A 17,852-nucleotide genomic window follows, 5' to 3' on the forward strand; every position below is an offset into this window, starting at 1 on the left:
GAACCCCAACTTGCTTTGCTTGTTGAATTTCCCGGTGAAATTCTCTATGTTGGGTTCTAAAAAAATTGAAATTGTCATATTTTAATTTAGTTATCGACTGTCAATATATTAAAAAACCTGAGACTATTACCGATGTCTCAGGTTCTTCTACTTAATACATATTCTATTAATCATCTTGAGATATAGCTAATCTTTTTATTATGTTTTCATATTGCGGATATTGAGGAATCAAAGATTCTTGTGTTAAAAGTTCAAAATGCTCGTATTCAAATCCAGGTTGACACATACATCCAACTAAACTATATCCTTCTGCGTTATCTAATGTAGAGGCAAAAATTGTCCCTTTAGGCACACAGTATTGTAAACACTCACCACAATCTATATCTCTACCTAATTTAACAGTTTGATATTCACCTTTTGGGGTTATCATATGAATCTTCAACGTCTGGCCAGCATGATAATACCATACTTCATCTGCATCTATTCTATGAAAATGTGATATATCGTGCTGTGTTAATAGAAAATAAATACTGCTAAAAGACGCTCTTCCATTACTGTCGCCTCTCATTGTCTCTTTAAAATATCCGCCTTCTGGATGCGAAATTAATCCCAACCGATTTATCCAATCATTAGCAGTCATCATTATTTTAAATCTACATTATGGAAAACATTTTGAACATCTTCCAAGTCTTCAAGTGCATCGATTAATTTTTCAAAAGTAGCTTGATCCTCTTCAGACAACTCAATATCAGTTTGAGGTAACATTTCAAACTCTGCTACTTTGAATTCCTCAACGCCAGCTTCACGTAATGCATCCTGAACTTGTGCAAACTGATCTGGTTCTGCGTAAACAATAGTCAAGCCATTGTCATCAATTACATCTCTGACATCAATATCTTGCTCCATTAGTGTTTCTAAGACTTCATCTACAGATTTGCCTTCTACACCAAAGGTTGCAGTATGGTCAAACATATAAGCTACAGAACCAGATACCCCCATATTTCCTCCATTTTTACCGAACGCAGCACGTACATCTGATGCTGTACGATTTACATTGTTTGTTAATGCGTCAACAATAAGCATTGAGCCATTCGGACCAAAACCTTCGTATCTTAAGTGATCGTAGTTTTCATCACCAGCGCCTTTAGCCTTATCAATAGCTCTATCAATAATATGATTAGGTACTGAATATGTTTTTGCACGTTCTAATACTAATCTTAAAGTTTGATTTGACTCTGGATTAGGCTCACCTGATTTTGCAGCTACATATATTTCTTTACCAAATTTGGCATATATTCTACTAGTATTTTTATCTTTTTGGGCTTTTTTCTCTTTAATGTTGTTCCATTTACGTCCCATAATGTCATCTCACTTTCATCATCTATGTACCATATTATATATTTAGCTACCGCCTTTGTAAAATCTGTGAATATGTTACAAACATTGTTAAATCAATCATTATAGATACCTATTGTTCAGCATAATACAATAAACATTCTTAATAAAAAAACTGTCATCAAAATAAAACTTTTGACGACAGCAAACTCATTTTATGTAGCTTGATTCATTTCGACACATCTCTATACATTTTGTATAGTGATTAAAATGTCGTTAACAACTTAAGAATTTTTCAACATCTTCAAATAAAGCATCAAATTCACTCATATTATTTTCATCCATATATAGAAAAATTTTTCTTTCATCTCTATTCGATCTTACTTTATTTAACTTTTCTTTGTCTATCAATCTTCTAATAGACATCAAAATCTTAGTTCTACTAATATCTAACTCTCCAGTAGCCAGTTTTAGAAAAGTTTGCATAAGAATTCGCTCATCTAAGCAATATTTTTTAGCTAAATATAGTACAGCAAGATCGTTTAACGTCAACTTATATTTTTTATCTATATATCCAGATAATGCTTTATATTGTTTGTAAAATTCTAGTAATTTAATTAATTTCTGCTCATTCAAAATCTGCACCTCCAAATATAAGTGACAATGCATATATCATTATCTTAAATATTTGGATAATTATCTTTGACATTTGTTTTTAAACAATTGTCAAAATTACGAATAAACACAATTTAAGTTGTGCTACGCCTTTTATTTATTTTACCTTTTTTATATATTTCAACTAAATATACTGCATTATATTTCATTCTGATTTTCAACGGGCCCTTTTTGAAGTCATGTTCCATAATGTTCATGTATGGTCTAAAGTTCTCCTCAACTCTCATCAAGAACGGTGTAGACCAAACATATTTATGACGTAAATTTTGAGAAATCATATGATTAATATTGCCACCTTCATCATCAACTTTAGCAATCACACAAATATATTCATCTATTAACGCTTCATCTTCAAAATTAATCCATATATCAACATCTTTAAAGTCGCTCTCATTCGATTCACTTTCAATCACACGCCAATCATATAAGTAGAGATAATATTGATCAGTATTTTCAATAATATTATAGAATCGTTGTTGAATTTGATTTTGATTAACCATCCAACTCAAATGATTAAAAATCAGGCCAAAAGTTGTTTTAAACCCATTCTCATCAAATAAATGTACAGCGTTAAAGACTTTAGGATTTGAAAATACATTTAATCCGTAGCCTTTAAAATGTTTTTTTAGTTTTGAAATTGCTTGAAATAGTAATGGTGCACTATTACTTAAATCAATTTCATTATTATTCAGTAATTGATGATTGTATAAATTTAGAAAAATTAAATTTTCACTACTAAAGTCAAACTGCTTTAAATCATCTATTAAATGCTTAAGTTGCAGGATATTTTTGAGTAATAAACCTTCCTCATTATCAAGTAAATAGGGTGACTTTAATCTAGCATTATCAATATAAAGATAGTCAAATTTTAAACGCTTTATTTGTGAAGCTAATGATTTAAATTGTGCAGTGTCATTAAACATACAACTAATATCTAAACCTATTTTATATTCCAATTTGATGTTTTGTATCTTCAATATATTACGATAAATTTCTCGAATACTTTTTTCGTCCAAATTAAATATAAATTGCACATTGTAATCTGAAACAAAACGTTTATTCATATTTTTTAAGTTGTCATATTGATATGTAAAAAGTTGATTGAGTTCATATATTTGCTCGATTTTATCGATGCTAAATGCAACGTGCAAGTGATATTCAATAATAATTTTAATGATATCATTCATCTCTTCTTGAGAGAACGTATTTTTATATTGGCATAAGTTAGGCATAATACAAAAAATAATTTTTGAACCTTCATACCCTATTTTTTTATGAATACCTTGCAAAAACAACATTTTAATTTCGTCAATTGAATTAATTTGAACGACAGAATAAAACGTTGAAACATTAGAAGTTGGATATTGGTCAATAACAATTTCATCATAATTATCTAACTCATTCGTTGGCATTTTAGAACATATTAATGATTGGACACGTGATTTTAAGTGTTCTGAAACATCATCATCAGAACATCCATTATACTTATCATATTTTTTCATTGCACGATATGCATTGGGTGTTACACTTAAATAATTTTTGAATTGTCTGGAATATGTAGATGCATTACTAAATCCTAACGTTTCACTAATTTGGCTTATCGTTTTAGTTGTCGTAAGTAGCATCTCTATAGATTTACTAATTTTAAGTGTATCTATATATTTTTTAAATCCCATACCTAATAACAAATGAAACTGCGTAGAAAGATTGGACTTAGAAACATACAACTTATTAGAAATATCTTTTAGGGTAAGTCTTTCTTCGATGTGATTATATATATAATTCAATTCATCCTTTAACTCACCATAATAATCATACATATATTGGTCTTCAGCAATTTTTTTGTCAATAATAGCTTCATTAGCAAGAATATGAACAATTTTATTGATAATATCTTGTTCTTTATCCACATCACCATCTAAAAAATTCAACGTAAGTTGAGCAACTAGTTCTTTAATTTCGTTCTTAGATTGTATTAAATCCGAAGTATAATGGTAATTGAAAAAAGAATAGCCTAACTCTGTAAACCAATCACTAGAAATATATACTTCTAGTGTGATGCCATTGTCACTGATACTAAACACATCCATATTATTCACAATATATAACTCATCTGTGAGTATCCTTTCTTTCATAAATTGTTGAAAGTACATACTCCCTTCGATAGGCCAAAATAATAAAATGCCGTCTTGACATCGTGTTGCCGTATATTCTTTTTTTGAAAGTATATGCAAACAAGAATTTGCCATATCTTTACCTCTTTCCCTCAGTCTTTTATGCCCATACCAATTCATGTAAATTTTCACAAGTATCAGAAAACAATCTAACACAACATAAAAAATAAATCAAAAAGAAAAATGATGTATTTAATCATTTTTTTATTTTTGTTCTTTACCTTTTCTAATTAGATACAAAAAAGATGTGTCGTGTTGAGAGTTCAACATTAAATGAAAAACTCAGAAACTCTCTGATAGAGAAACACGATCACATCTTTTAATTCCTTCATGATCTCTTTAGTTTTTAAAGCGATTTGCTAAACTAAGTATATCTTCGATGATATTTAATAAGTTGATAAACAAATTAAATCCCATTTCTCTTGGTGAGAATTGACCTCTTTTCATTCTATTAAAATCGTATAAAGTATAAAGGAGAAACAATAATAAGCTCACTATTGTAATAACAGTATGAAAAATTGGATTATTAATAAATATCCCTATAATCCCAGCTATAATTAGCGCAATTAATGTCACAAACAGATATTTTCCCATACTCGAAGCGTCTTTTATTAAAAAGTAACCCACAATACCAAAAGCTATAAATGCACCAATAGCAAGAATAATATTTTTATAGAATACTTCTGCTCCTAAATTTTGTAAGTAAGTCGTAAAAAGAGCATACGAAAGCAACCCTACAATAATGGCGTATATATGGGAGATCACTAAACCATATTTTCGCGCACGTTTAATAAATAACGTTGCTAATATCAGAATTAACAATCCTAGAGACAATGGTTTTCTCCATGACATGGGAAGATATTGTCCAAAATAACAACCAATCCCAAAAATTATCCAATAATACATAAAATATAACCATACTTTTGCATAGGCATGTGTTTGGTTCTTATCTTGAGATTGTCTTTTATGATCAGTTGATTGGTGTGTCGATTGTGACATTATAATAACTCCTTTTCTATATTAAATAATTGGGTAATAAAAATTTTACAATACTATAAAGAATTACAAAAGTATTTAAGTTCATAAATTCTAAATATATAGAAGTTTTAGAAAACTCATTACAATGAACTTTACTTTATTACAATTTATCTAATAAATATTAAGAAAAGTAAAGAAATATGTCTTATAAATAGCGATATATCAACTTTCTTTAATAAATGTTCAGAACAATACATTATTTTAACAATGTTACAAGATAATAACAAAGCCCACAAAGTCAAATATTTTTGTTAGTATGGGGTACGTAATAAAAAAACAAAAAGTTAATGTACGGAGACTTGTCGGGACAATTATCTAAATCATTAAACTTAAATCAATTAAATCTTTGTTATATTTAAGGAGGAGTTACTTTGAAAAAGTTAGCCTTTGCAATTACAGCCGCTTCAGGCGCAGCAGCAGTTCTATCACATCATGATGCTGAAGCTTCTACACAACATAAGGTTCAATCTGGAGAATCTTTATGGACTATTGCTCAACAATACAATACTTCAGTAGAAAGCATTAAGCAGAATAATAATCTTAGCAACAATATGGTATTCCCAGGACAAGTTATTAATGTAGGTGGAAGTGCTTCACAAAGTACTAGTTCAAACACTTCTTCAAGTTCAGCATCTTCACATACTGTAGTAGCAGGTGAGTCATTAAATATCATAGCTAATAAATATGGTGTTTCAGTTGATGCATTAATGCAAGCAAATCATCTAAATGGTTATTTAATTATGCCTAACCAAACATTAACTATCCCTAATGGTGGTTCTGGTTCAGGATCAGGTGGTACAGCAACTCAAACTAGCGGTAATTATACTTCACCTTCATTCAATCATCAAAACTTATACACTGAAGGTCAATGCACATGGTATGTGTTCGATAAACGTTCTCAAGCTGGTAAACCTATCAGTACTTACTGGTCTGATGCAAAATATTGGGCATCAAATGCAGCGAATGATGGTTATCAAGTTGATAACACACCATCTGTTGGTGCAATTATGCAAAGTACACCTGGACCATATGGCCATGTAGCATACGTGGAACGTATTAATGGTGATGGTAGTATTTTAATTTCAGAAATGAATTATACAAATGGTCCATACAATATGAACTATCGTACTATCCCAGCTTCAGAAGTATCTTCATATGCATTTATCCACTAATCATTGATGATTAATGATTTTACTACAAGGTAAAGGAGCATACCTTGTAGTTTTTTTATTTTATATTTTAGGCAATTCAAATAAAAAGGCCACACAAAGTTGACTAAAAATGTCAGTCTTTGTGTGGCCTTTAGCTATATGTACTTACCTATTATACAAGTCTTTTTTATTTTAAGAACAGATGAATAACAAAATAAATAATTGCTGCTAAAATAGCTGAGATAGGTAAAGTAATCACCCATGTTACAACCATACGTTGAGCAGTGCTCCATTTAACACCTTTCGCACGATTTGAAGCACCTACACCTAGAATAGATGAAGACACAACGTGTGTAGTAGATAATGGGAAATGTAATGATGACGCTACGAAAATCGTTAATGCTGAAGAAATATCAGCGGCTGCTCCGTTAGCAGGTCTAATTTTCATAATATTTCCGCCGACAGTTTTGATGATTTTCCAACCACCTACCGCTGTACCTAATCCCATAGCTGTTGCACATGCAACTTTAACCCATACTTGAGGTTCAACATTATTACCATCTTGTAAATTACCTACAATTAAAGCTAATGTAATAATCCCCATAGATTTCTGAGCATCATTTGTACCATGTGAGAATGATTGTAATGCTGCAGTAAAGATTTGGAAAAACCTAAAATTACGATTAGTACGTGTTAAATTTGAATTTTTAAAAACGATTTTAACAATCGTATACATTATATAACCTACACAAAAAGCTATAATTGGTGAAATGATTAATACGATAATAATCTTTGTAAAACCTTGATAATGTAATACTGCAAATGAACCTTGCGATGCAATGGCTGCACCTGCTATAGATCCGATTAGTGCGTGAGAAGATGAACTTGGTATTCCATACAACCAAGTGATTAAATTCCAAATAATGGCAGCAATAATAGCTGCTAACACAACAACTAAACCATGTTGTAATTTGAATGGATCAACGATATCTTTTGTAATAGTTCCAGCAACACCTGTGAAGGTCAATGCCCCAATAAAGTTCATGACTGCTGCTAATAAAATAGCTCTTCTTGGTGTTAATGCTCGAGTAGAAACCGCAGTAGCTACAGCATTAGCTGTATCATGGAAACCATTGATAAAGTCAAATATTAATGAAAATATAACTATAGCTATCGTGACAATTAAAATATATGACATAAATAAAGACTCCCTTAGCTATTTTTCATGATTATAGTTTCAAAATTATTAGCAACAGCTTGACACTTATCTGCTATTTCTTCCATGCTTTGATAAATATCTTTTATTTTAATTAATGTGATTGGATCTGTTTCACTGTTGAAGATGTGTTTCATCGACTGTCTTAAGATACCGTCGCAATTTGTCTCAAATTCTTTAATATTAATAGAATGAATGCGCATGTGAGATAACTTTTTGTCTACAAGTAATCCTACAGCTAGCTTCATTTCGGCAACTGCTTTTTGTATGTTTTCTACAAATTCAGCCATGTACTCATCCGTATATTCAATTGAATACATTTCAAACATTGCTGATGTCTCTTCCATAGCATCTAAAACATCATCTATTGCATTGCATAAAGATAAGATATCTTCACGTTCAATTGGTGTAATGAATGTTTGGTTGAGATCAGAAATAACTTGATGCATAAGTTCGTCACCATGTGACTCATACGTTTTAATATTATCAGAATAAGCTTTCAAATCTAAGTGTGTATTGAAATCCATTTTGCCGAATTCAATAGCTGCACGGTCTAGATTGAATACCATTTCTTCTAATTGAACCATGAACTTATCCTTTTTCTTACTAAACATTAAAAATCCTCCATTTTGAGCGATTGTCATCAATCACATTATTAAATTTTATTTGCGTAAGACAAGTGGTTGAGGAACTGATTTACAATTATTATAAAAAGTAACTAGCAATTCTCATATTGTAAAAATTGTGTAAATTTAATATATAGTTATCATTTATTGATGTTCGCCAACATCCAGTTTTGTCCCTACTTGAAAATATCACAAAATTTACATAACCACAATTCTATTTACAAATTCTTAACAAACTAGATATTAAATTTTTACATAAGCGTCTCATGGCTTATTAAAAAATGATGGGCGATAAAATTATGGAAACACTTTTATCCACTACAACTTTAAAATAACGATTTATTAAATCAATTTCAAATATTAATTGTAATTTTTATTCAATTTAATAAAGCGACACTTTAATCACTTGTTATTTTCAATGATTAAAGTGTCGCTTCGTATTGTTCGTTGGAGTTTTGAAAATATATTAAAGTCTATAAATTAAATAACACAAATTCAATAAGTATAAATTTATATCGAATGTTTAATTGTTCTTTTAGAATGATTATAAGCTATAATAGCAAATACTGCATAAGTTGCTGTATAAACCGCCATAACTATAAAAATAGGTATTTGATTTGTCACATTCATTAAATGCATATAAGCAAGTGAAGCAAAATATGCATGCAGTAATGCAATAATTAAAGGTAAACCAAAATTAAATATTACCTTAAGTTTCAAACCTTTAGACATATCTTGATGCGTAAATCCTAGCTTACGAAGAATCGTGTAATTCTCAAGTTCGTCTTCCGTTTCATCAATCTGTTTAATGTAAATTATACATCCTGCTGCGATTAAAAATGTAATTCCTAAAAACGATGTCACGAATAATAAAATACCAGTTAAACTAGAAATTTCACTTGCCGCTTCACTTCTTGTTTCTATATCTTCATTGATACTACTAACTAATTTTTCTAATTCTGGTAAATCATTTTTATTTTTAAGATCAAAACCATATTGGGAAACAATATTCTTTTCTTTTATATGTTCTCTAATTTTTTGATAATCTTCATCATTTAAAATAAGTGTCGGTCTACCACGATCGACATCAGACATAAAATAGACTTTATTTATCCCTTTTCTCAAACTTACTTTTAAACGAAACTTCTTACTTCCTACATAAGCCGTCCCTTTTTTGTCTGTTTTAACAACATCTTTGAGAGATCCTCTAGGTATAATAATATCTGTCTGCCCTTTTTTCGTACTTACATTTGGAATATATTTATCACTCGTTACTGTGATTTCTTTCGGTCTATATACGCCTTCGCTAAAAAGATGATCTTTATAAACTTTTGCATATACGACCTCTTTATAATTATAGTAATGTTCAATATTACGATTATTTAATTTAAAAGCAAGTTCATTTGCTTGTTTCTGATTCTTTAACGTAACATCATGTGGTGAACTCAGTAACACTTCATTTGTTAACGTACTACGACTTAACGCCGCAAAACATAATACAGAAACGGTTATTGCTGACACAACAGTCATTATAGTTAAAGAAAATGCATTCTTCTTTACACGATATATAATAGGTGATGTGAACATAACATCTGTGACACTTACCGTTCCATTTCTCAACCGCTGTATCGCTTTAAATATCAATGAAACTGTACTTCTAAAGAAAAAATATGATCCTATAACAGTTAAAAATAAAATAGCAAACGGTTGAATAATTGTTTCTACGTTATCTACTAATTTAGTCGACATTATATAACCACTAACTATCATAATAATCCCTAGCACACCTAATACAACTTCACCAAGTGTTGTGCGCGTATGACTGAACTCTTTTTTGTTTACATCAGATGCTAACTCTTTAATAGAACGTTTAAGCAAATATACATAGCTTTGAAAGACTATAAGTACGTATGACACAGCTATTAATAATAATGTTTCTAAAATGGCATGATAATTAAAGATAATAGAAACACTCACGTTGATTCCTAATAATCGCAATACAATCATGAGTAAAATTTTCGAACCAAAGATTCCCAATATGATACCTACAATAGTTGTCATCATAAATGTCATCAATTGCTCCAACATAATCATCTTCATGATATCTTTTTTTGTTAGACCAATGATTTGTAATAACGATAGTTCACGCCCTCGTCTTTTCAAAAATAAAAAATTAGCATAAAGCAAAAAGACCACAATAATGATAAATAAAAAATAACTTCCTACTTGTGAGCCTTCTTTGATGACAGGAAACGATTGATTACCGTGTAAATGGTGTGCATATTTTAAAGTTACAAAACTAAAATATAATACAACGCTGATAACAAGAGATAATAAATAAATAGCATAGTGCGTCACATTTTGTTTAAAGTTTTTGAAGATAATTTCATTAAAGCTCATAATTGATGCCACCAAGTACACTTTGCGTTCTTATAATTTCTTTATAAAACGTTTGTTTATCATCATCACCTTGATACAACTCAGTAAAGATTTGTCCATCCTTTAACATCACAACACGGTTTGAAAAACTAGCAGCTACTGGATCATGTGTCACCATAAGTATAGTTGTGTTAAATTCCTCATTCATATATTTAAGACGCTTAAGTAAATCTTGTGTACTTTTAGAATCTAAAGCACCTGTAGGCTCATCTGCAAATATAATTGAAGGTAAATTAATAAATGCTCTTGCTGCTGAGGTACGTTGACGCTGTCCACCTGATAACTCTGATGGATATTTATCACTAATATCACTAATATTCAAAGCCTCTACTATACGTTGATAACGTTCATGCATGATTTGTTTATCTAACTTTTGAACTGATAGTGGAAGCATAATATTTTCTTTAACGGTTAAAGTGTTTAAAAGATTATAATCTTGAAAAATAAATCCAATATCTTTTTTTCTAATATCAGATAATTGCTTATTAGATAACTTCTCAAGTTGTTTCCCATTGATTGTAATAGATCCTTTAGTCATATAATCAATCGAACTGAGTACATTTAATAAAGTTGTCTTTCCTGAACCAGAAGGTCCCATGATTGATATAAACTCACCTTCATCAACATCTAAATTAATTTCTTTCAAAACTTCTTGGAAAGCTTGCTTATCACCATAAACTTTTGACAACTGCCTTACCTCTAATATCGACAAATAATCACTCCTGTCATACTTCAATCAAATTATCTTTTACGAAGACAAACTTAATGTAGACTATCATATCTTCTTTAATTTACATCATTTATTATATCGATTATTAATTACACTTGTGATAATAGTAAGTAACAAAACGCACGTTTAAAATGACAATCTTGTCACCTTAGACATGCGCTCAATGATTTCATTTTGTTGTGGGAAAATGAAATAAAACGTTGTTCCTTTCCCCACTATTGAATCAACTTTAACTTCAATCCCAAGTTGTTCTTTCACGCTTTGTACAAGGTATAATCCCATACCAGAAGACGCTGTGTCGTTGCGGTCTGTTGTAGAAGTAAATCCTCTATCAAATATACGTGGTAAATCTCTCTGACTAATTCCACGACCGTAGTCTTTAATTTTTAAAACGACATGTCCTTCTATGGTATAACCGCTCAAATTTATTGTAGAATTATCACTATATTTTAAAGAGTTAGACAGAACTTGTCTAATCATCATACGGCACCATTTAACATCTGTATAAACCTTTTGTTCTTCTTTAAAGTCTAATTCAAAACCTATCCCTTTTGCCTGACTGATATGTCGAGTAACTTGTATTTCATCTATAACCATTCTTTTTAATGAAATATAATCAAAATACATATCACGATGCTGTGATTCAAGCCTTGTTAAATATAATTGCTTATCTAACATTTCATTAATACGAGACCATTCAAATAATAACGCTCGCTTACGCTGATCATCACTTTCTTGATCTATCAATAATTTCATAGCCGTAACAGGTGTTTTTATATCATGAACAAACTCTGTAATTGTTTGTTCATGATTTTTAATTTGTAATTGTTGTTCGACTACTTTCTCTTTTTGAGCGGTTATATGACGATATAGATAATCTATGACTTGTTGTTGGAATGGGGTTTCTGCCAAATCTTTATGCTTAATTTCTTCAATTTCTTTATCTTCATAAAAATGTTTAGATAGACGGACTTCTTTAACAAACGTAAATAATAAGAAAAGTATACTCGAGCCTATGTTTAATATCACTATATAAAAAACACTTTCGACTGAAATCTCATAATCTATGTAGGCAACACCTAATAAAATAATGTTGAGAAATAATATCCACAAGATCCAGTTACTACGAGATTTTATAAAAAACCAAAACCATCGAAAATTATTCATGAGCTAAGTATCCTTTACCAACTTTGGTTTCTATTGCGCTATCCATGTCAATTTCTGATAATTTTTTTCTTAATCTATTAACATTAACTGTTAAAGTATTATCACTAACAAAAGCCTCATCATCCCACAAAGCAGTAATGAGAGTGTCTCGTGTCACGATTTGATTACGTTTATTGATTAACATCTCTAAAATAATCATCTCTGTTTTAGACAAAAAGATAGTTTTATCATCTTTTTGAATACTATCTTTTGATAAATCCACAGTAGCGTCTTGCCAACTTAATGTTCGCTTTTCTTCAACTCCAAATTCATAAACACGTCTATATATAGCTTGTAACTTAGCAATTAAGACGTTTGTATAAAATGGTTTTTGCATATAATCGTCTGCCCCAAGTTCCATACTCATCACTTGATCCATTGGATTATCTCTTGATGATAAAAACAAAATAGGAACGTTCGACTGTTGTCTCATTTTTCGACACCAATAAAACCCATCGTATTTCGGTAATTGAACATCTAAAATAACAATTTCTGGATTAAATGTCTCAAATGTCTCCATCACATGACTAAAATCCTCGACACCAGCGACATTAAAATCCCATTGTTCTAATTCCTTTTTTAATTCTTGAAAAAGCGTATTATCGTCTTCGACTAATAATATTTGCATAACGAATCACCTAATATATTATTTAGTATATTTAATCTTCTCACCTGATTGAATGCGCCCTTGATAATGCTTAATTCTACAATCAATTTCAAAGCCTCTCATAAGAAGTCCTTGAATCGGTGCTTGTACGAAATAGTAAATTGGCCAAAATAATCTAGGGATATAATCGTATAAATGAACCATAATTAAACGTGTTCCTTTAAGAAGTCTAAATTCTAATTTTGCTTGCTTCTTTAATTTTGGTTTCATCAATTTACCACCAATAAGATGTAATGTAATTATATCTTCTGTTGTATTAATCATTTTGAAAATAGCTAAAGGGCTTTTAATGTTCTTATTGTAAATGATGTAGTGATGACCTTGTTTTTGAGTATGTACAAAAGTTCCTTTTGTCTCATCTAACCATCTACTAAAATAATCTACAAGTTGATTGAGCGTCCATTTCTTCGGTAAAATCATCTTCATCGCTGTTCGAACATCATCATATTTAGCTGTTTGTAATTCTACGTTAATATGAGGACGTTTCACTTCAACATCTGTACAATCAACTGGTACTCCATAAGCGCCTAAACGTTCAATGGCTTCATTATCATGACGGCTCCCCGGAATATACACAATCTTTTTCAGCTTATTTATTGATGCAGCTCTACCAAAATTATCTGCCGCTATAAAGTTTAAATCTCGTGCTGTTGCATGTGTTAATTTAGCAGAATGTTTAGTTGGATCTAAATAATATACCGCAATGTCTATACCTTCCATAGCTTCAACTACATCTTTGTAATTATATATATCACGTTTTAACCATGTGATTTTGTTCGTAGATCCTTTATCAGGTTTGGGATATTTAGATAAAGCATATAATTGAGCATCATGTTCAATGACTCGACTTAAATATCTACCAATATAGCCGGTGCCACCTGCTAACAATACTTTAGGCTTCATAAATATCAGCTCCTAAACTTTCTTTTAGATAATTTTATATCAAGCGTAATTAAGTAAAGTGTATTATAATAAGGAAGACAATTGATTTAACAAAACAGGAGTGTTGATATGACACATCTCATTCGTGAAATTAGTATTAAAGACGTTGAAAACTTTATCAGTCTATTAAGCCAAATATATGATGAATCAGAATTTACATTCTACAATCCAGGTGAATATTCACCAACGATATCTTCCGCAAGTCAACACTTAGAAAAATACATCACCTCACCTACCAAAGCGATATATGTCGCTGAAAGTGATGAGCAACTTGTTGGATACGTATTTGTTAATACTGAAACCTATGAACGTACACAGCACGAAGCTGTCGTGTACCTTGGAGTTAGAGAATATTACCAACATCAAGGTATTGGACAAGCACTTATCAATAGAATTGAAGCATGGGCTTTAAATCATCATATTCGACGTATTGAAGCTACGGTTGTTACAGAAAACATTAACGCAATAGAATTGTTTAAAGGCATGGGCTTTCAAATCGAAGGTGAACTTAAAGATAAGCTTTTTATAAACCAAAAATATTATAACGAATATGTAATGGCTAAAATATTAAATTAACTAAGTATGTCACTATAAATTTTACCACATATTTAAAATATTAAATAATATCATCATACGTCTTACATATTGAGGCGTATTTTAATTATCTTTACTACTTATAAGTTTAAGATTATTTATTCTTTATTTATTATGAATCTACTCCATCATCGTTTCGTATATCTTTAAATTATTCTTAAACTACTTTAATTTTAAAATCAAATCTATACTGTTTAGTCATAAAAACGCACCCCAAAAGCTAAATTTAGTCTTGCTTTTGGGGTGCACATTATTGTCTTGAGAATTTCAATATGTTATGCGTCGATGACTGAATTAAAAAATTTTATCAAGCTTACTTTATCAATAATTCAGAGTAGAATTTCTTACAGAAATTACAAAGATAACGACTTTAGGATTGTTTGATGCTGATAGTGATTGTACATTAAATATGAATGATACCTCTTTAATGTAGTTATGATATTTAATTATGCAATCGTATTCTTCCAACATATACAGTACTTCTCGCAATGACGTACTTTAATGCACAAAGCATTAATAAACTTAAGAATCAAAAGGGTATAAGGATACTTCATTAGTATTTTGAGTTGGCTGATTTTGTGATGACTCGTTACTCTCCACTCCAGAAGATGATGTGTTTCGACTTAAAAATAACAGCACTTTTTTGATATTTTCTTTTGATTCCGGTTTATCTAGATGAAATTGATATTGATGATGTAAGTGGTGCGAACCATCATAGAATAATGTATCTACTGGTATATTTTCTGCTTTCAAACCTTGCGCAAATTCTTTATTTTGACTGTAAAATGGATCAGCATCACCAACCGAAAGAAATGTCGGCGGGTATTCATGAGTCACTTGATTGAGCGTTGACATTTGAGATAAGTTTTTAAAATCTGTTTCCCAATGACTTGTTCCAGTATAACTTTTCATAAATAATTGTATTCTTGGAAACTCGGTTGCTCTAACCGTTTTCATATTATAAAAACCACCAAAAAATACGGCAGCCTTTATTTGTGAAGGCTTGAACTGCTGTTCAAAATGCATTTCATCTCTTAAGTCTTCATTGGTTTGCATAGCTACATATTGACTGGTTAACTGAGCACCAGCAGAGTCTCCCCCAATAACAACTTGATCAAAATCAATAGGTAACTCATGCTTATTCTCTTTTACAAACTTTACAGCTTGATTGAGTTGTACTAGCGGCGTGGGATATTTATATTGTGGAGCTAGCGCATAATTTACGTTGACAATGATGTATCCTTGTTCTGCAATTCTTGACAATAATTGATTTTTATATTGTTTGTCTCCAGCGATAAATCCTCCACCATGCATCCAAAAAATTACCGGTAATTTCGTATCATTGCTCATATCTGCTGGGGTAATAATGTCTAATTTGCTGTTGGGCATACCTTTACCATATGAGATATCTCTATATAATTTTACATTTTTGTTATTAATTTGAACATTTGTCTTGCTCTTCTGTTTATCATGAACATGGTTATAATGACTCTTCAAATTAAAAGCCAATATAAGTGAGACAACAAGTATGATTAGCGTTGTTATCCATATCCATTTTAGCTTTTTTTTCATCATGGCTAACCCTTTCAAATAATTACTCTACTTGTCTTGCTATTAATATAATAAAACAAATATCGATATAATTAAACAAAGGGGTAGGACAGAATCCATTTTGATGAATTCGAAGTCCCACCCCACAAAGCTGACTCAATTTAGAAATATTTTATATAAGCGTGCATCTTTAACTTAGTCAACTCGGATAAACATATTTACTTGTGCATGTATTTTTTTAACCTTAACCTTTTCACGATTAAAATAAACTTTTTAATCATAAAAGTGTGAAGCAATGACTACGCGATATGCTCTTCATCATCTTTTTTACGTTTATAATATTTAATCAACACTGCTACTACAATAAATAATCCGACAATACCCATAAATTTGTATAAAACATTGATTAAATCAGCGAATCCTACGAAACTTAAAATAAATGCCATCACCATCATGATAACAATGAATATATGGTATTTTTTACTATAAGGTTCTGTGAAACGCGCTGCAAAAGAATAACAAAGACCTAAAATTGTGTTGTACATCACAGCTAACATAATGACTGTGAGTACAAGACCTAACCAAGGATGTATACCTTTCGCTAGGTTAAGCGTAGGTATTGCTACATCTTTAATTTTTGAATATTCTGTTTGAAGTGAGAAGTTAATTAAAGCAAGTAAGATAGCGTATAGCACACCACCAAACATTGCTCCTGCACCTGAAACTCTTCGCTTAGAAGCATCACCGCCGATAGCTACTATCGTACTAAATCCTACAGCAAATGCTAATCCGCCGTATACTAATCCCCAAAAGATACCTTTCCAAGCACTCGTTTCAGGCATAGCACTGTTTACTTCCCCTAATGAAATACTACCTGTAAATAGGTAGAACACAGCAATAAGAATAACCATTATGATTAAAAATGGTGTAACTATTCCTAAAGCTCTTACAATTTTATTAAAATCTAATAATAATGTTAAGTAAATCAAAACTGTCATGATTAATGCGCCTAACCAAGTAGGAATTCCAAAACTTTGCTCAAAAGTAGAACCTGATCCGGCTATCATAGTGACAGCTATACCAAATAAGAAAAAGACAAGAATATAATCAAAAACTTTACTAAATTTTTTTCCAAAAACATATTGCAATGTGGACTCGTGATTTTTCGCTTCAAATGCAGTACCTATCTTAGCTACTTGTCTTCCTATGAACCCAAGTATAAATCCTGAGATAATCACTCCAATATATGACCATAAACCAAATGGTGTGAAAAATTGCATCACTTCTTGTCCTGTTGAAAATCCTGCGCCGACAACAATGCCGACATAGGCAAAACCAATTTTTATAGCTTCTTTATTCAGCCCCATGTGAATATTTACCTCCTTAGAGTTGCACAGTGAGCATTATAACGTACTGACTTTTTATTGCAACCCTAAAAAAATGTATAAATTTTGCTATTCTGTATTTTTAATCATTTTAGAAAACGATTTTTCGGACTTCAATATAAA

Annotated in this window: 16 protein-coding genes; 2 read left to right on the forward strand and 14 right to left on the reverse strand. The window is 30.7% G+C overall.

Going from position 1 to position 17,852, the window contains the following annotated elements; genetic code table 11:
• Positions 1 to 166: 166 nt before the first annotated feature.
• The 5 genes from HMPREF2897_RS04220 to HMPREF2897_RS04240 all read right to left on the reverse strand — a co-directional run bounded on the left by HMPREF2897_RS04220 (position 167) and on the right by HMPREF2897_RS04240 (position 5,183).
• Positions 167 to 643 (reverse strand): cupin domain-containing protein, encoded by a 477-nt coding sequence (locus tag HMPREF2897_RS04220; RefSeq protein WP_002445854.1) that lies wholly within the window; start codon positions 641 to 643, stop codon positions 167 to 169.
• Positions 643 to 1,359, reverse strand: a complete 717-nt coding sequence (locus HMPREF2897_RS04225) for a YebC/PmpR family DNA-binding transcriptional regulator (protein ID WP_002445853.1) — start codon at positions 1,357 to 1,359, stop codon at positions 643 to 645. The genes HMPREF2897_RS04220 and HMPREF2897_RS04225 overlap by 1 nt, the downstream gene beginning before the upstream one ends.
• Positions 1,360 to 1,611: 252 nt before the next feature.
• Positions 1,612 to 1,971 (reverse strand): transcriptional regulator, SarA/Rot family, encoded by a 360-nt coding sequence (locus tag HMPREF2897_RS04230; protein ID WP_002457530.1) that lies wholly within the window; start codon positions 1,969 to 1,971, stop codon positions 1,612 to 1,614.
• Between the two features lie 113 nt (positions 1,972 to 2,084).
• Complete coding sequence (locus HMPREF2897_RS04235; RefSeq protein WP_070592730.1) at positions 2,085 to 4,259, reverse strand: helix-turn-helix transcriptional regulator; 2,175 nt, start codon at positions 4,257 to 4,259, stop codon at positions 2,085 to 2,087.
• A 264-nt stretch (positions 4,260 to 4,523) separates the two neighbouring features.
• Entirely contained in the window at positions 4,524 to 5,183 is a 660-nt protein-coding gene (locus HMPREF2897_RS04240; RefSeq protein WP_002457532.1) for a Bax inhibitor-1/YccA family protein, read from the reverse strand.
• A 410-nt stretch (positions 5,184 to 5,593) separates the two neighbouring features.
• On the opposite strand from HMPREF2897_RS04240, the gene HMPREF2897_RS04245 reads away from it, so the two are divergent.
• Positions 5,594 to 6,394: a LysM peptidoglycan-binding domain-containing protein gene (locus HMPREF2897_RS04245; protein ID WP_002475913.1), complete on the forward strand. Its 801-nt coding sequence runs from the start codon at positions 5,594 to 5,596 to the stop codon at positions 6,392 to 6,394.
• Between the two features lie 166 nt (positions 6,395 to 6,560).
• Here the strand turns inward: HMPREF2897_RS04245 and HMPREF2897_RS04250 are convergent, their stop codons facing one another.
• The 7 genes from HMPREF2897_RS04250 to graX form a co-directional block, all read right to left on the reverse strand.
• The gene (locus HMPREF2897_RS04250) at positions 6,561 to 7,571 is read right to left on the reverse strand and encodes an inorganic phosphate transporter (protein WP_070592731.1); all 1,011 of its coding nucleotides are present in this window, start codon (positions 7,569 to 7,571) and stop codon (positions 6,561 to 6,563) included.
• 14 nt (positions 7,572 to 7,585) lie between these two features.
• Entirely contained in the window at positions 7,586 to 8,203 is a 618-nt protein-coding gene (locus HMPREF2897_RS04255) for a DUF47 domain-containing protein (protein ID WP_002457534.1), read from the reverse strand.
• Between the two features lie 522 nt (positions 8,204 to 8,725).
• On the reverse strand, positions 8,726 to 10,615 hold the full coding sequence (gene vraG / locus HMPREF2897_RS04260; protein ID WP_002500004.1) for an ABC transporter permease VraG: 1,890 nt from the start codon (positions 10,613 to 10,615) through the stop codon (positions 8,726 to 8,728).
• Positions 10,605 to 11,366 (reverse strand): ABC transporter ATP-binding protein VraF, encoded by a 762-nt coding sequence (gene vraF / locus HMPREF2897_RS04265; RefSeq protein WP_002491452.1) that lies wholly within the window; start codon positions 11,364 to 11,366, stop codon positions 10,605 to 10,607. Before vraF ends, vraG begins: the two co-directional genes overlap by 11 nt.
• Positions 11,367 to 11,510: 144 nt before the next feature.
• Entirely contained in the window at positions 11,511 to 12,551 is a 1,041-nt protein-coding gene (gene graS, locus HMPREF2897_RS04270; RefSeq protein WP_002500002.1) for a histidine kinase GraS/ApsS, read from the reverse strand.
• Positions 12,544 to 13,218: a response regulator transcription factor GraR/ApsR gene (graR, locus tag HMPREF2897_RS04275; protein ID WP_002445845.1), complete on the reverse strand. Its 675-nt coding sequence runs from the start codon at positions 13,216 to 13,218 to the stop codon at positions 12,544 to 12,546. The genes graS and graR overlap by 8 nt, the downstream gene beginning before the upstream one ends.
• Positions 13,219 to 13,236: 18 nt before the next feature.
• On the reverse strand, positions 13,237 to 14,160 hold the full coding sequence (graX, locus tag HMPREF2897_RS04280) for an auxiliary protein GraX/ApsX (protein ID WP_002445844.1): 924 nt from the start codon (positions 14,158 to 14,160) through the stop codon (positions 13,237 to 13,239).
• Positions 14,161 to 14,268: 108 nt separating this feature from the next.
• Between graX and HMPREF2897_RS04285 the strand changes: the two genes are divergently transcribed.
• On the forward strand, positions 14,269 to 14,775 hold the full coding sequence (locus HMPREF2897_RS04285; protein WP_001832115.1) for a GNAT family N-acetyltransferase: 507 nt from the start codon (positions 14,269 to 14,271) through the stop codon (positions 14,773 to 14,775).
• Positions 14,776 to 15,315: 540 nt separating this feature from the next.
• Here HMPREF2897_RS04285 and HMPREF2897_RS04290 read toward each other — a convergent pair.
• Together HMPREF2897_RS04290 and HMPREF2897_RS04295 are read right to left on the reverse strand one after the other, a co-directional pair.
• A complete protein-coding gene (locus HMPREF2897_RS04290; RefSeq protein ID WP_002499293.1) occupies positions 15,316 to 16,365 on the reverse strand; it encodes an alpha/beta hydrolase in 1,050 nt (349 codons plus the stop codon).
• A gap of 278 nt (positions 16,366 to 16,643) precedes the next feature.
• Positions 16,644 to 17,711 carry a YkvI family membrane protein gene (locus HMPREF2897_RS04295; protein ID WP_002474354.1) on the reverse strand — a complete coding sequence of 356 codons (1,068 nt, stop codon included), beginning with the start codon at positions 17,709 to 17,711 and terminating at the stop codon, positions 16,644 to 16,646.
• Between the last annotated feature and the right edge of the window lie 141 nt (positions 17,712 to 17,852).

The organism is Staphylococcus sp. HMSC065D05 (assembly GCF_001813195.1).
GTDB classification, from domain to species: domain Bacteria; phylum Bacillota; class Bacilli; order Staphylococcales; family Staphylococcaceae; genus Staphylococcus; species Staphylococcus epidermidis.

What these genes read in the sequence shown, in the direction of transcription:
- HMPREF2897_RS04220 (WP_002445854.1), bottom strand. Translation starts at nt 643, where the DNA reads ATGATGACTGCTAATGATTGGATAAATCGGTTGGGATTAATTTCGCAT.
- HMPREF2897_RS04225 (WP_002445853.1), bottom strand. Translation starts at nt 1,359, where the DNA reads ATGGGACGTAAATGGAACAACATTAAAGAGAAAAAAGCCCAAAAAGAT.
- HMPREF2897_RS04235 (WP_070592730.1), bottom strand. Translation starts at nt 4,259, where the DNA reads ATGGCAAATTCTTGTTTGCATATACTTTCAAAAAAAGAATATACGGCA.
- HMPREF2897_RS04240 (WP_002457532.1), bottom strand. Translation starts at nt 5,183, where the DNA reads ATGTCACAATCGACACACCAATCAACTGATCATAAAAGACAATCTCAA.
- HMPREF2897_RS04250 (WP_070592731.1), bottom strand. Translation starts at nt 7,571, where the DNA reads ATGTCATATATTTTAATTGTCACGATAGCTATAGTTATATTTTCATTA.
- HMPREF2897_RS04255 (WP_002457534.1), bottom strand. Translation starts at nt 8,203, where the DNA reads ATGTTTAGTAAGAAAAAGGATAAGTTCATGGTTCAATTAGAAGAAATG.
- vraG (WP_002500004.1), bottom strand. Translation starts at nt 10,615, where the DNA reads ATGAGCTTTAATGAAATTATCTTCAAAAACTTTAAACAAAATGTGACG.
- graS (WP_002500002.1), bottom strand. Translation starts at nt 12,551, where the DNA reads ATGAATAATTTTCGATGGTTTTGGTTTTTTATAAAATCTCGTAGTAAC.
- graR (WP_002445845.1), bottom strand. Translation starts at nt 13,218, where the DNA reads ATGCAAATATTATTAGTCGAAGACGATAATACGCTTTTTCAAGAATTA.
- graX (WP_002445844.1), bottom strand. Translation starts at nt 14,160, where the DNA reads ATGAAGCCTAAAGTATTGTTAGCAGGTGGCACCGGCTATATTGGTAGA.
- HMPREF2897_RS04285 (WP_001832115.1), top strand. Translation starts at nt 14,269, where the DNA reads ATGACACATCTCATTCGTGAAATTAGTATTAAAGACGTTGAAAACTTT.
- HMPREF2897_RS04290 (WP_002499293.1), bottom strand. Translation starts at nt 16,365, where the DNA reads ATGAAAAAAAAGCTAAAATGGATATGGATAACAACGCTAATCATACTT.
- HMPREF2897_RS04295 (WP_002474354.1), bottom strand. Translation starts at nt 17,711, where the DNA reads ATGGGGCTGAATAAAGAAGCTATAAAAATTGGTTTTGCCTATGTCGGC.